The following is a 14,548-nucleotide window of genomic DNA, read 5'->3' as shown; positions in this document are numbered from 1 at the left end:
CGACGGGGTCGAGGTGCTGCACGGGGTCGACCTGCCCACGGGCGTCGAGCGGATGGTCCTCGTCCCCAACAGCAGGGGCCTGGACAACGCTCTGCGCCACCGCGGGCTGTTCGAGGCCGTCGGGCTGTTCGTCAGCGCCTCCCAGACGCACAACCAGCGCAACATCAACCGCACGGTCGAGCAGACGATGGCGGACACCGCCGTGATGGCCAAGCGCATCCTCGCCGAGGGCCTGCGGCTGTGCGCCGTCATCGCCACCTCCTTCGGCTGCCCCTACGAGGGGCCGGTGCCGATGGAGCGGGTGCTCGGCCTCGCCGAGCAGTTCGCCGAGGCCGGCGCGGTCGAGGTGGGCTTCGGTGACACGACCGGCATGGCCAACCCGGCCTACGCCGGGCGGTTCTTCGCCTCGGCCCTCGACCGGCTGCCCGGCGTCGAGGTCACCGCGCACTTCCACAACACCCGGGGCCAGGGCCTGGCCAATGCCTACGCCGCCCTGGAGGCTGGCTGCACCAGCTTCGAGTCCAGCTTCGGCGAGCTCGGCGGCTGCCCGGTCCCGGCCGGTTCCACCGGCAACATCGCCACCGAGGACCTGGTCAGCATGTTCCACGAGATGGGCGTGGAGACCGGCGTCGACCTGCCCGCGCTCATCCAGACCGCACGGGACGCACAAACCACCCTGGGCCGCCGACTCACCAGCCACTCCATCGTCGCCGGCCCGATCCCCTGGGAGGCGCTGCCCGCCGACCACCGCGTCGTCTGCTGACCGCGTCGTCTGCCACGCCGTCTGCTGACCACCGCACCGTTGCTCCCCAAGAACCCACAGGAGTGCCCATGACCAACCGCGTAGCCCTCGTCACCGGCGCAGCCCAGGGAATCGGCCGAGGCATCGCGGCCTCACTCGTCGAGGCCGGATTCCGGGTCGCCGTCGCCGACCTCAACAGCGAGGTCGCGGCCCGTACCGCGAAGGACATCACCGCGGCGAGCGGGACCGCGATCCCGGTCGAGATCGACGTCACCGACACGGCGTCGGTGCGCGGCGCCGTGTCGACGGTCGAGGCCGCTCTCGGGCCTGTCGAGATCCTCGTCAACAACGCCGGGTGGGATGACTTCATGCCGTTCGTGGCGACCAACGAGGAGTTCTGGGACAAGATCCTCGACATCAACTTCAAAGGCGCGCTGCGTGTCATCCAGGCCGTCGTGCCCGGGATGATCGAGCGCCGCTTCGGGCGCGTCGTCAACATCGGTTCCGACGCCGGGCGGGTGGGCTCTTCTCTGGAAGCCGTCTACTCCGGCGCCAAGGGCGGGATCATCGCCTTCACCAAGACGCTGGCCCGCGAGGTCGCGACCAAGGGCGTCACGGTCAACACCGTCTGCCCCGGGCCGACCGACACCCCGGCGCTGCGTGCCTTCGCCCAGCGCGGCCAGGGCGGTGCCGACGCGGAGAAGGTCATCGCCGGAATGGCACGCGCCGTGCCGATGAAGCGGCTCGGCACCCCCGAGGACGTCGGACCGGCCGTGGCGTTCTTCGCCTCCGACGGCGCCGGCTTCGTCACCGGGCAGACGCTGTCGGTCTCCGGCGGCCTGACGATGGCGTGACGGCCATGCCCACCTCGCAAGCAGTACCTGCGTCGCCGGCAGCCTCCACCTCGCCGGGCGCACCAGGCTCGTCCGCGGCCGACGCAGCGGGCTCGGTCGTCACCTGGCGCACCCACGCGCCGGGGATCCTGGTCGTGACGATGGCCAGGCCACCCGCCAACGCCCTGGGCATCCCGCTTCTCGACGGCCTGCACCGCGCCATCGACCACGCCGAAGCGGCCGGGGACACCAAGGTCGTGGTCATCACCTCGGCGCTGCGCGGTTTCTTCGCGGCGGGCGCCGACATCAAGCACCTCGCCACGATCGACGCGGCGTCGTTCACCGCGTACGGCGATCAGATGCGCGCCGTGAACGACCGGCTCGCCGCGGCCGCGTTCCTGTCGATCGCCGCGGTCGACGGGCTGGCACTGGGCGGCGGCCTCGAGCTCGCGATGGCCTGCACGCTGCGGGTCGCCGGCCCGCGTACCGCCCTCGGCCTGCCCGAAGTGAAGATCGGCCTGATCCCGGGGGCTGGCGGCACCCAGCGGCTGACCCGTCTCGTCGGGCGCTCACGCGCGCTCGACATCATGCTCACCGCCCGCCAGGTACCGGCAGCCGAGGCCCATGCGATCGGTCTTGTCGACCGGCTCGCCGGCAAGGACGACGCTGGGGACGGGCTCGGGCCCGCCGTGAGTGGCGCGCTGGCGCTGGCCGAGGAGCTGATCGGCCCATCCCTGCCGGCGCAGCTCGCGGTCGTACGCACCGTGGACGCCGCCGACGACCTGCCACTCGCGGACGGCTTCCGCTACGAGGTCGAGCAGGAGCAGCAGCTGTTCGAGACCGGCGAGGCCGCCGAGGGCATCCGGGCCTTCGTCGACAAGCGGCCGCCCCGCTTCGCCTGAGCGGACCACCGGGCCAGCGGCGGACCCGCAGGCGAACTGCTCGCCACACATGACAGGAGGCCGTACAGATGACGGCGCCGACCTACGAAACCTTCCTGACCAGCGAACCGCGGACGGGTGTCTTACTGCTCACGCTGAACCGGCCGACCCGCTACAACGCCATGACCAACACGATGTTCGTCGAGCTCGAGGCGTTCGCGCGCCGGCTCGACGCGGACAGCGGCACGCGGGCGCTGGTCATCACCGGCGCCGGCCGGGCCTTCTGCTCGGGCTACGACCTCGCCGACGCCGACGACCTGCCCGGCCTGGGTGCGTTGGGGATGCTCGACCAGCAGGAACGAGCCGCCCGGGCGCTGCTGGCGATCCGGTCGCTGAAGGTGCCCGTGGTGGCGGCCGTCAACGGCCCGGCGGCCGGCGGCGGGCTCTCCCTCGCACTCGCGGCGGACATCCGGGTGGCCTCGCCGGAGGCGAAGTTCAACGCGGCGTTCGTGCGCATCGGCCTGTCGGCCGGTGACCTGGGCGTCTCCTGGCTGCTCACCCGGCTGGTCGGCCCGGCCGTGGCCAGCGAGATCTGCTTCACCGGCCGCCTGGTCGACGCGCGCGAGGCCGAGCGCATCGGGCTCGTGAACCGGGTGAGCGAGCCGGGCGAGCTGCTCGACGACGTCTTCCGTCTCACCGACCAGATCGTCGCGAACTCGCCCGGTGGGGTACAGCTTTCCAAACGGGCGTTGCAGGCCAACCTCGAGGTCGGTTCGTACGCGACCGCGCTCGAGCTCGAGAACCGCGGCCAGGCGCTGCTGACCCGCAGCCTGGACATGCCCGAGGCGCTGGCTGCCTTCCGCGAGAAGCGCACGCCCGTCTTCAAAGGAGAGTGACACCGTGCCCAGCGCATCGAACGGGACGACGCCGCAGGCCGGGACGGCAGCGCCAGGCGGAGCGGCCCCGGGCGCCGTTCCATTCGCGCTGCCCGAGCTGGAGACGCTCACCGTCCAGGTGCTCGACGGCGGGGTCGCGATCCTGCGGGTCAACCGGCCGGAGCGGATGAACTCCCAGACCGTCCGGATGTTCCACGAGTTCGGTGAGGCCGCGCTGGCGCTGCGGGACAGCGGGCTGCGCGCGCTGATCGTCACCGGTGCCGGCACTCGGGCCTTCTGCGCCGGCTTCGACCTCGACGAGATTGACGTCATCACGAAGATGGGCGTGCGGGAGTTCCTCGCGTTCCAGGAGACGGCAACCGGGGGCATCCAGGCGATCCGGCACCTGCCGTTCCCCGTCATCGCCGCGGTCCACGGCCCGGCCACGGGCGGCGGCCTCGCGCTGGCTCTCGCCGCCGACATCCGCTACGCGGCGCCGACGGCGAAGTTCAGCGCTGCGTTCGTCCGGGTCGGCCTGTCCGTCGGCGAGCTCGGCACCTCGTTCACCCTCTCCCGGCTGGTCGGACCGGCCCACGCGGCCGAGATCGGCTACACCGGTCGGCTGGTCGGGGCCGAGGAGGCGGAGCGCATCGGTCTGGTGAACCGGGTCGTGCCTGGCGAGTCGCTGCTGGAGGAGGCCCTGGCCACCGCCCGCCTGATCGCCGCGAACTCGCCGGGCGGTGTGCGGATGTCCAAGCGGGCGATCCAGCGCAACCTGGAGATCACCTCCTACGCGGCGGCGCTCGAGCTGGAGAACCGCGGCCAGGCGCTGCTGACCCGCACCGATGACATGTCCGAAGCGCTCGCGGCGTTCAAGGCGAAGCGCCCGGCGACCTTCACCGGCCAGTGAACGACGTGGCGGCGACGGCGAGCCGGCCCCAGGACGAGCGGCTGGACGACGACACGGCAGGCGACGTCGCGGCGGGTGATGGTGACCCGCCCGCCTGGGACTGGGACGCGTCCACCCACGCGCGGCTCGAGCGGTTCCTCGCCGACCACGATCTCTGCGACGGTCCGGTGCGTACCCGCCGCATCGGTGACGGCCATTCCAACCTCACCTATCTGGTCTCCGACGGCACCCGTCAGCTCGTCGTGCGCCGCCCGCCGCCGCCGCCGGTGCCGCCCGGCGGGCATGACGTCCTGCGCGAGGCCCGGCTGGTCGCGGCGCTGCGCGACTCGCCGGTGCCGGTGCCCGCGGTTCTCGCGACCGCGCAGGCCGGCGACGTGCTCGACGTGCCCCTCTACGTGATGAGCTTCGCCGACGGGCCGGTTGTCACCACGTCGACACCTGCCTCGCTGGGCACTCCCACCTCCCGCCGGCAGATCGGCGAGGCGCTGATCGACACTCTGGCCGACCTCCACGCGGTCGACTGGCGCGCCAGGCGCCTGGACGACCTCGGCCGGCCCGAGGGGTTCAACGCCCGCCACGTCCGGCGACTCGGCCGGCTCGTCGCGGATGCCCGGGGCACGCTGCCGCCGGAGTTCGCCGCCGCAGAGGCGTGGCTGCGCGAACACGCACCCGCCGAGTCGGGCGCGTCCATCGTTCACAACGACTTCCGGATCGGCAACGTGATCCTCGCGCCGGCCCCGCCGGGCCGGGTCGCCGCGGTGCTCGACTGGGAGCTCGCGACCATCGGCGACCCGCTGTTCGATGTCGGCTACTTCCTCGCCTCCGTCCCGGAGCCCGGGCAGCCGCTCACCCCGACGCAGCTGCTCGGGACGGCGCAGCTCGAGGACGGCTACCCCAGCCGCGCCGCACTCGCCGCACGCTACGCCGAACGCACCGGCCGGGACCTCGGCGGCCCCGCCCTGTCCCGGCTGACCTGGTACACGACGCTCGCGCAGTGGAAGCTGGCCGCGCTGTACGAGTACAGCCGCCGGCGCGCCGTGGCCGGCACCGGCGACCCCTACTACACCGACCCCGCGCTGGTGCGTTCCTTCCTGGACGCGGCGCACTGCTGCGCCGGGCTGCCGCCGCTGCGGCAACCCCTTCCCGCCCCTCCCGGATCGGAGGCGACATCATGACCGACCTCGCCGAGTTCCATGACGAGCTCGTCGCACCGGGAAGCACGGCACACAACAATCTCCCCGACCGGTTCTTCGACCGCTTCATGTTCAACGCCCATCCCACGGACCGAACGTCGCCGTCGATCGTGCTCGGCTGCGGCCTCTACCCCACCCGCAACGTCATCGACGGTTTCGCGGTCGTCGTGACCGGGGCCGAGCAGCGCAACCTGCGCTGGTCGACGGAGCTGAACGCGACGGACTGGCGCGGCGGCGGGCCGTTCCGCTTCGAGACGCTCGAGCCGAACCGCGTCTGGCGGGTGGTCCTCAGCGACAACCCGAGCGGGCTGGCGTTCGACCTGACCTGGCGGGCGCGCACACCGGCCTGGATCGGCGACGTCGAGGTGCACAACAGCGACGACGCCACCCCGACCAGGTTCGAGCATCTCGTGCAGTCGGGCTACCACCACGGGTCGCTGACGGTCGACGGAGTGAGCACCGCGGTCGACGGCTGGTACGGCCAGCGCGACCGGTCCCGTGGCGTGCGCACCATGTCGGGCGGGCAGGGGCTGCACCTCTGGTTCCAGGCCCAGTTCGCCGACCGCTCCGTCGGTTTCCTGCTCGTCGAGGACCGCCACGGCGGGCGCATCCTGCTGGAGGGGGCGGTGATGCACGCGGGTGCATCCGGCCAGGGCGACGGTGACCTCGACGGCGGGCTCGACCCGGTGGTGGACGTCCGCCATGACCTGCGGTTCGACGACGGTCTCGATCTTCGGTCCGGCACTGTCGAGGTGGCGACGGCGGCCGGGCGGACCTACGTCATCGACTGCGACGCGTCGGCGGGCGGCGGCTTCCTGGCCGGCGGCGGGTATGGCGGCCAGCACGGCCGCCCGCGCGGGCGTGACCACCTCGAGCACGACACCTACCCACTCGACGGGGCGGTCTCGCCCCGCACGCTCGACACGGCGCTGACCGACCGGCTGACCGGCTTCACCTGGGACGGCACGGCGGGCACCGGCATCTTCGAGTTCGCCCACAGCCGCAGCCGGTCGTACGTCTACCTGCCGACGCATCGGCGGCGGGCGCGCTGAGCGAGCACTCCGGTGGGCCTGGTGGGTCCGCTGGGCGGCCGGTTGATGAGGCTCACCCACCTGCGTAAAGTCTGCTAATGGTCAGTCCTAATGGCTCTGACAATCGAGAAAGGACCACGGTCGATGGACGACTTCACCGACGTCACCTACGAGGTCGAGAACGGGCTTGCCTGGATCACGATCAACCGACCGGAACGCTACAACTCCTTCCGTGCTCGCACGGTCGACGAGCTCGTGCTCAGCTTCAAGCGGGCCTGGGGCAGTGATGACGTGGGCGTCATCGCCCTCACCGGCGCGGGGGCGAAGGCCTTCTGCACCGGTGGCGACCAGAAGCAGCGCATGGAGACCGGCGACTACGGCCCGTCAGCCAGCGGCCTGTTCGAGGTCGACTCGCTCCACCGGGTGATCCGCGACGTGCCCAAGCCTGTCATCGCGGCGGTCAACGGCTTCGCCATCGGCGGCGGTCATGTGCTGCACCTGCTCTGCGACCTCACCCTTGCCGCGGAGACCGCCAAGTTCGGCCAGAATGGTCCGCGCGTCGGCTCGTTCGACGCCGGATTCGGTACCGGGCTGATGGCGCGCGCGATCGGGGAGAAGCGGGCACGCGAGATCTGGTTCCTGTGCCGGCAGTACTCGGCACAGCAGGCGTACGAGTGGGGGCTGGTGAACAAGGTCGTCCCGGCCGACCAGCTGCGCAAGGAGGTCCGGTCGTGGGCGGACGAGATCCTGCGGCTGTCCCCCACCGCGCTGAAGGTGCTCAAGCAGTCGTTCAACACCGACACCGAGCATTTCGCCGGCATCGGCCAGATGGCCTACTCCAGCCTCAAGATGTTCGGCGAGACCGCTGAGGCCAGGGAGGGCATCACCGCGTTCAACGAGAAGCGCGCTCCCGACTTCTCCGCCTACCGCGGCAACTGAGGCACCGGGATGACAGCGCAGTCAGCGCCTCAGGCGCCGTCGCCGTTCGCCAGCCATGCGTTGGCCGGCAAGCGCGTCCTCGTGACCGGCGGCGGCAGCGGGCTTGGCCGTGCCCTCGCCGGTCACCTGGTGGCGCATGGCGCCGACGTGCATCTGTGGGGGCGGCGTGAGGGCATGTTGCGAGAGGCCGCCCAGGAGGCGGCCGCCGGGCGACCCGGGAGCGTGCACGTGGCCACCGTCGACATTCGCCGCTCCGATCAGGTGGACGAGGCGATGGGTGCCATCTGGGCCGAGCACGGGCCGCTCACCAGCGTGTTCAACAACGCGGGGGCGAACTTCATCGCCCGCACCGAAGATCTCAGCCCTCGCGCCTTCGAGGCCGTCACCAGCACGATCATGGACGGCTCCTATTTCACCAGCACGGCCGCCGCGCGGCGCTGGATCGCCGACGGCCTGCCCGGCAGCATTCTGTCCAACCTGACGACCTGGGTCTGGACCGGTTCGGCGTTCGTGGTGCCGGCCGCGATGGCCAAGGCCGCGGTGCACGCGATGACCATGTCGCTGGCGGCGGAATGGGCCAGGCACCGCATTCGGGTGAACGCCGTCGCGCCCGGGCCGATCCCGACCGACTATGCCTGGGCGATGCTCAACCCCACCGACAAGAGCTCGAGCGGGGCGACCCAGACCGACCGGATCCCGGCGGGGCGCACCGGAACGGTCGCCGAGCTGGCCCACCTCGTGATCTTCCTGCTGTCGGATGCCTGCGCCTACCTGACCGGCCAGACGATCGCGATGGACGGCGGCCAGATGCTCGCCGGCCCGGGCACCTTCGCCGAGCTGGCGAAACTGACCGACGCGGACTGGGCGGAGATCCGGGCGCAGAGCAAGGCCGCGTCAGCCGTGAGCGCCGCGCAGCGCGCGGTCGGCTGACCCGGAGCGGTAGTGCCACGACCCGGCGCGGTCAGGCGATGGCCGCGCCGGTCACGGACTCGCACCGTTCAGAGGAGCTCGAGGATGGTGGCGTTGGCCTGGCCGCCGCCCTCACACATGGTCTGCAGGCCGTAGCGGATGCCGTTGTCACGCATGTGGTTGACCAGCGTCGTCATGATCCGGGCACCGGATCCGCCGAGCGGGTGGCCGAGCGCGATCGCGCCGCCGAGCGGGTTGACGGCCTTCGCGTCGGCACCGATGTCGGCGAGCCAGGCCAGCGGTACCGGGGCGAACGCCTCGTTGACCTCGAACGCGCCGATGTCGTCGATCTTCAGCCCGGACCTGGTGAGCGCCTTCTGGGTGGCGGGGATCGGCGCGGTCAGCATGATGACCGGGTCGCTTCCGGCGAGGACGGCGGTGTGGATCCGGGCAATCGGCCGAAGACCCAGCTCCGCGGCCTTCTCACTGGTGGTGATCAGAAGTGCCGCCGAACCGTCGGAGATCTGGGAGGAGTTCGCGGCCGTGATCACCCCACCGTCCTCCACCGTCTTGAACACGGTCTTCAGCTTCGCGAGACCCTCCACGCTGCCGCCGCGGCGAATACCCTCGTCCTTGCTGATGACCGTGCCGTCGGCCAGCGTGACCGGCGCGATCTGCGCGTCGAAGCGGCCCTCGTCCTGGGCGGCTGCGGCCTTCTCGTGGGAGCTGATCGCGAACTCGTCGCACTGCGTCCGGGAGAAGCCCCAGCGTTCGGCGATCATCTCGGCGCCGACGCCCTGGTCGGGAAAGGCGTTGTTGTAGCGGGCGAGGTAACGCTCACCGAACGGCACCTTGTCCATCAGCGCGCTGCCCATCGGCACCCGGGACATCGACTCGACGCCACCGGCGATGACGAAGTCGTAGTGGCCGGCGACCACCCCGGCAGCGGCGAAGTGCACCGCCTGCTGCGACGACCCGCACTGCCGGTCGACGGTCACACCGGTCACCGTCTCCGGGAAGCCGGCACCGAGCGCGGCGTTACGGCCGATGTCGAACGTCTGCTCACCGACCTGGCCGACGCAGCCCCAGACCACGTCCTCCACCAGGGCCGGGTCGACGCCCGCGCGCTCGACCAGCGTGGACAGCACGTGCGCCGACAGGTCCGTCGGGTGCACACCCGACAGCCCACCGTTCCGCTTGCCGACCGGCGTCCGCACCGCCTCGACGATCACCGCATCACGCATGCGCCGAACTCCTCCTTGGCCTTTTCAACCGGTTGACTGTGATGATCCGTCCAGTTGGGCGGATGCGACAGGAAAGGGCGCCACCATCTCCTCGCCCGCCGTGTTCGGAGGCCACCCGAGCACGTTCAGATCGGGTCTCTCAGCAATCCGGCGTAACAGCAGGTGGTCATGGTCGCCGCACGACTCGGATCATGAAATCGACGACCAACTTTGATCACGCCCACATGGTGCACCCCATGCTAGCATGCCGTATGCCTACCTACTATCGGACGTCATACGATCTGTCGCGACAGGGCCCAGTCGCTCGAGGTCACAGGCTTCCGTCTCACCGGGCGATGCGATGCCCGCCCGGGTGGGCATGCGTTTGAAGCACGCTTCCGGGTTCCGTGCCTGCCGGGAACCTGTCGGTGCGGATCCTTCAAGGCTAGAACCTGATCTCGGCGCCCGTTAGCCAAATAGGCGCCTTGAATCACCATGGCGTGAAACAACCTTTCAGGTCGGCGCCCCCTCCGCCCGATCAGGAATTCCGTTGCCGCTGCAGGCATCCGCCCGCCGGCCCGATGAAGGAGTTTTCGAGAAGAATGCCTCTGCGTGCTCGCCGGTCATGTCTGGCAGTTCCCGGCTCGAACCCGAAAATGCTGGGGAAGGCGCAGGGCCTTCCCGCCGACCAGATCTTCTGTGATCTTGAGGATTCCGTTGCTCCGGACGCGAAGGAGTCGGCGCGTGGCAACGTCGTCGCCGCTTTGAACGAGGGTGACTGGGCGGGGAAGACCCGGGTGGTGCGGGTCAACGACCTGACCACGAAGTGGACGTACCGCGATGTGGTCACGGTCGTCGAGGGTGCCGGTGCGAACCTGGACTGTGTGATGCTGCCGAAGGTGCAGACCGCGGCGCAGGTGCAGTGGCTCGATCTGCTGCTCACGCAGATCGAGGAGGTCATGGGCTTCGAGGCCGGGCGGATCGGTATCGAGGCGCAGATCGAGAACGCGCTGGGTCTGTCGAACGTGAAGGAGATCGCGTTCGCGAGCCCGCGGATCGAGACGATTATCTTCGGCCCGGCGGACTTCATGGCGTCGATCAACATGCCGTCGCTCGTCGTCGGTGCGCTCACCCCGGATTACCCTGGTGACCCGTTCCACTACGTGCTGTTCAAGATTTTGGAGGCGGCGCGGGCGCGCGGGGTGCAGGCGATCGACGGGCCGTTCCTGCAGATCCGGGACGTGGATGCGTTCCGGGGAGTGGCGAAGAAGTCGGCGGCGTTGGGCTATGACGGCAAGTGGGTGCTGCATCCGGGGCAGATCGAGGCGGCGAACGAGATCTATGCCCCGCGGCAGGAGGACTACGACCACGCCGAGCTGATCCTGGACGCGTACGCCTGGTACACGTCGGCTGCAGGTGGTCTGCGGGGTGCGGTGATGCTCGGCGACGAGATGATCGACGAGGCGAGCCGGAAGATGGCGGAGGTCATCGCAGGCAAGGGCCGGGCCGCGGGGATGGCGCGCACCGCGACCTTCACCCCGCCCGCGGCCTGACTGCTCGCCGCCGTCGACTGGGACCGTTTCTCCGAGAATTCACACGACACGGGAGCCGTGATGGGCAGGGTTGCGCAGACCGACGGGCTGACGGATGTCCAGGCCGACATCCTGGCCGCGGTGCGGTCGTTCGTGGACAAGGAGATCCTTCCGTACGCGAACGAGCTGGAACGCAAGGACGAGTTCCCCGACGCGATCGTCGAGGCGATGAAGGAGATGGGGCTGTTCGGGATCACGATTCCCGAGCAGTACGGCGGTCTCGGTGAGTCGCTGCTGACCTACGCGCTGGTGGTCGAGGAGATCGCCCGCGGCTGGATGAGCGTCTCCGGGGTCATCAACACCCATTTCATCGTGGCATATCTGGTGTTGCAGCACGGCACCGAGGAGCAGCGGGCGCGGCTGCTGCCGAAGATGGCCACCGGTGAGGTGCGCGGCGCGTTCTCGATGAGTGAGCCGGGTTGTGGTTCGGACGTCTCGGCGATCACGACCCGCGCGGACCGTGACGGCGATGACTACGTCGTGAACGGTCAGAAGATGTGGCTGACGAACGGTGCCCGCGCTGGGCTGGTCGCCACGTTGGTGAAGACCGACGAGGGTGCGGACTCGGTCTACCGGAACATGACGACGTTCCTGTTGGAGAAGGAGCCCGGTTTCGGGACCCACGAGGGGATCACGATCCCCGGCAAGCTCGACAAGCTCGGGTACAAGGGTGTCGAGACGACCGAGATGATCCTGGACGGGCATCGCACCCCGGCGAGCTCGATCCTGGGCGGGCCCGACGCGGCCGGCAAGGGTTTCTACCAGATGATGGACGGGGTCGAGGTCGGGCGGGTGAACGTCGCGGCGCGGGCCTGCGGGATCATGATCCGGGCTTTCGAGCTGGCGATCGCCTACGCCCAGCAGCGGCGGACGTTCGGCCATCAGATCGCCGACCATCAGGCGATCGCGTTCAAGCTCGCGGAGATGGCGACCAAGGTCGAGGCCGGTCATCTGATGATGGTGAACGCGGCCCGCAAGAAGGACAGTGGGCAGCGGAACGACGTCGAGGCGGGGATGGCGAAGTTCCTGGCGAGTGAGTACTGCCATGAGGTGACGACGGAGTCGTTCCGGATTCATGGCGGGTACGGGTACTCGAAGGAGTACGAGATCGAGCGTCTGTACCGGGAGGCGCCGTTCATGCTGATCGGTGAGGGCACCTCCGAGGTGCAGAAGCGGATCATCAGCCGCGCGCTGCTCAAGGAGTACAGACTTCCCCACTGAACCTACCGAACCCGCCGTACCCCACCAGTCGGATTCCCGCGGGGTGCGGTGAGCACATGGAGTTGTTCGCATGAGCGGGCGGGTGTACGACCCGTCCGAGCCCGCGCATACCGCCAGGTAGCCGGAAAGAGGGAGTGGGGCATGCAGTTCGGCCGGTACTACGAGGAGTTCGAGGTCGGCGCGGTCTACAAGCACTGGCCGGGAAAGACGGTCACCGAGTACGACGACCACCTGTTCTGCCTGCTCACGATGAACCACCATCCACTGCACCTCGACGCGAACTACGCCGAGAAGACCACCCAGTTCAAGCGGAACGTCGTCGTCGGCAACTACGTGTACTCGCTGCTGCTGGGCATGTCGGTCGCCGACGTCTCCGGCAAGGCGATCGCGAACCTCGAGGTCGAGTCCCTGCGGCACGTGGCGCCCGTCTTCCACGAGGACACGATCTACGGCGAGTCGACCGTGCTGGACAAGGTGGAGTCGAAGAGCAAGGACGACCGCGGCATCGTCCTGGTCGAGACCCGCGGCCTCAACCAGGACGGCACCCTGGTCTGCATCTACCGCCGCAAGGTGATGGTCCCCAAAAGATCCTACGGCGAGGCCCGCGGCGGCGAACAGCCCGGCCGCCCCACCCAGCGGGACGCAGGCTGACATGACCGAAACGGCTCGTGACATGACGGAGACGGCTCGGCCAGAGCGGGATCGGCCGTGGATCATCCGGACGTATGCGGGTCATTCGAGCCCGGCGGAGAGTAACGCGCTCTATCGGCGCAATCTCGCGAAGGGGCAGACGGGCCTGTCGGTGGCCTTCGACCTGCCGACCCAGACCGGGTACGACCCCGATCATGTGCTGGCGCGGGGCGAGGTCGGGAAGGTCGGTGTCCCGATCGCGCATCTGGGTGACATGAGGGCACTGTTCGACCAGATCCCGCTCGGCAAGATGAACACGTCGATGACCATCAACGCGACGGCGATGTGGCTCCTCGCGCTGTACCAGGTGGCCGCCGAGGAGCAGGGCGCGGCGCCGGCGGAGCTGACCGGTACGACGCAGAACGACATCATCAAGGAGTACCTGTCCCGCGGGACGTACGTCTTCCCGCCCGGCCCGTCGCTGCGGCTGATCACCGATCTCGTCGCCTACACGGTGACCGAGATCCCGCGCTGGAACCCGATCAACATCTGCAGCTACCACCTGCAGGAGGCCGGTGCGACCCCGGTGCAGGAGCTGGCCTACTCGCTGTGCACCGTCATCGCCGTGCTGGACGCCGTCGTCGCGTCCGGGCAGGTCCCGCAGGAGCGGATGGGTGAGGTGTGTGCCCGGATGTCGTTCTTCGTGAACGCGGGCGTGCGGTTCGTCGAGGAGCTGTGCAAGATGCGCGCGTTCGTCGCGCTGTGGGATGACCTGTTGAAGACCCGCTACGGGGTGACCGACCCGCGTCACCGCCGGTTCCGCTATGGCGTGCAGGTCAACTCGCTGGGGCTGACGGAGGCGCAGCCGGAGAACAACGTGATCCGGATCGTGCTGGAGGCGCTCGGGGTCACCCTGTCGAAGGACGCCCGCTGCCGGGCGCTGCAGCTGCCGGCGTGGAACGAGGCACTGGGCCTGCCGCGCCCGTGGGACCAGCAGTGGTCGCTGCGCATCCAGCAGATCCTCGCCTATGAGACGGACCTGTTGGAGTACCCGGACCTGTTCGAGGGTTCGGTGGTCGTGAACGCGCGGGTGGAGGAGCTGGTCGCGGCCGCGACCGAGGAGATCGACCGGGTCCAGGCGATGGGCGGGGCGATCGCGGCGGTGGAGTCCGGCTACATGAAGTCGCAGCTCGTCGCGTCGCAGGCGACCCGGCGGGCGCGGATCGAGTCCGGTGACGACATTGTTGTCGGGGTGAACCGGTTCACCGAGACCGAGCCGAATCCGCTGCTCGCCGACCTGGACACCGCCGTGCAGGTCATCGACCCCGCCGGTGAGCAGGCCACCCGCGAGCAGGTCGCGGCGTGGCGGGCCGGCCGGGACGCCGCCGTCGTCGACGAGGCGCTGCTGGGGTTGCGGGAGGCGGCGAAGACGGATGTCAACCTGATGCCGGCGACGTTGGCGTGTGCGCGGGCGGGGGTGACGACCGGGGAGTGGGCCGGTGTGCTGCGGGAGGTGTTCGGTGAGTACCGGGCCCCGACCGGTGTGTCGGGGGCGGTGACCGCCGGGGC

The 14,548-nt window shown here is 69.7% G+C and carries 14 protein-coding genes; 13 read left to right on the top strand and 1 reads right to left on the bottom strand.

All coding sequences use genetic code 11. The annotated features are described in order from the left end of the window. From AWX74_RS38065 to AWX74_RS38025, 9 genes are all read left to right on the top strand, one after another. Nucleotides 1–763 (top strand): hydroxymethylglutaryl-CoA lyase (locus AWX74_RS38065; RefSeq protein ID WP_091287151.1); only part of this gene is annotated, 763 nt, incomplete at its 5' end. 68 nt (nt 764–831) lie between these two features. Beyond that, complete coding sequence (locus AWX74_RS38060) at nt 832–1,596, top strand: SDR family NAD(P)-dependent oxidoreductase (protein WP_091287148.1); 765 nt, start codon at nt 832–834, stop codon at nt 1,594–1,596. Between the two features lie 5 nt (nt 1,597–1,601). Beyond that, entirely contained in the window at nt 1,602–2,477 is an 876-nt protein-coding gene (locus AWX74_RS38055; protein WP_091287157.1) for an enoyl-CoA hydratase/isomerase family protein, read from the top strand. 68 nt (nt 2,478–2,545) lie between these two features. Then, nucleotides 2,546–3,352: an enoyl-CoA hydratase/isomerase family protein gene (locus tag AWX74_RS38050; protein WP_091287145.1), complete on the top strand. Its 807-nt coding sequence runs from the start codon at nt 2,546–2,548 to the stop codon at nt 3,350–3,352. A 4-nt stretch (nt 3,353–3,356) separates the two neighbouring features. Continuing rightward, nucleotides 3,357–4,241 (top strand): enoyl-CoA hydratase/isomerase family protein, encoded by an 885-nt coding sequence (locus tag AWX74_RS38045; RefSeq protein ID WP_091287142.1) that lies wholly within the window; start codon nt 3,357–3,359, stop codon nt 4,239–4,241. Between the two features lie 5 nt (nt 4,242–4,246). After that, entirely contained in the window at nt 4,247–5,416 is a 1,170-nt protein-coding gene (locus tag AWX74_RS38040) for a phosphotransferase family protein (protein ID WP_207550508.1), read from the top strand. Beyond that, the gene (locus tag AWX74_RS38035; protein WP_091287138.1) at nt 5,413–6,486 is read left to right on the top strand and encodes an Rv3169 family protein; all 1,074 of its coding nucleotides are present in this window, start codon (nt 5,413–5,415) and stop codon (nt 6,484–6,486) included. The genes AWX74_RS38040 and AWX74_RS38035 overlap by 4 nt, the downstream gene beginning before the upstream one ends. A gap of 123 nt (nt 6,487–6,609) precedes the next feature. Continuing rightward, complete coding sequence (locus AWX74_RS38030) at nt 6,610–7,404, top strand: enoyl-CoA hydratase-related protein (protein WP_091287135.1); 795 nt, start codon at nt 6,610–6,612, stop codon at nt 7,402–7,404. A gap of 9 nt (nt 7,405–7,413) precedes the next feature. After that, the gene (locus AWX74_RS38025; protein WP_091287132.1) at nt 7,414–8,334 is read left to right on the top strand and encodes an SDR family oxidoreductase; all 921 of its coding nucleotides are present in this window, start codon (nt 7,414–7,416) and stop codon (nt 8,332–8,334) included. Between the two features lie 68 nt (nt 8,335–8,402). Here AWX74_RS38025 and AWX74_RS38020 read toward each other — a convergent pair whose 3' ends face one another. Further along, entirely contained in the window at nt 8,403–9,557 is a 1,155-nt protein-coding gene (locus tag AWX74_RS38020) for a thiolase family protein (protein ID WP_091287129.1), read from the bottom strand. Between the two features lie 581 nt (nt 9,558–10,138). On the opposite strand from AWX74_RS38020, the gene AWX74_RS38015 reads away from it, so the two are divergent. From AWX74_RS38015 to AWX74_RS38000, 4 genes are all read left to right on the top strand, one after another. After that, nucleotides 10,139–11,089: an HpcH/HpaI aldolase/citrate lyase family protein gene (locus AWX74_RS38015; RefSeq protein ID WP_091287126.1), complete on the top strand. Its 951-nt coding sequence runs from the start codon at nt 10,139–10,141 to the stop codon at nt 11,087–11,089. A gap of 60 nt (nt 11,090–11,149) precedes the next feature. Further along, a complete protein-coding gene (locus AWX74_RS38010; RefSeq protein WP_091287124.1) occupies nt 11,150–12,349 on the top strand; it encodes an acyl-CoA dehydrogenase family protein in 1,200 nt (399 codons plus the stop codon). A gap of 141 nt (nt 12,350–12,490) precedes the next feature. Next, entirely contained in the window at nt 12,491–13,000 is a 510-nt protein-coding gene (locus AWX74_RS38005) for a MaoC family dehydratase (RefSeq protein ID WP_091287121.1), read from the top strand. A gap of 1 nt (nt 13,001) precedes the next feature. Next, the coding region (locus AWX74_RS38000) for a methylmalonyl-CoA mutase family protein (protein WP_242666610.1) at nt 13,002–14,548 on the top strand (1,547 nt) is incomplete at its 3' end.

Source organism: Parafrankia irregularis, assembly GCF_001536285.1.
Lineage (GTDB): Bacteria > Actinomycetota > Actinomycetes > Frankiales > Frankiaceae > Parafrankia > Parafrankia irregularis.
This window is presented reverse-complemented; position numbering and strand designations above follow the sequence as displayed.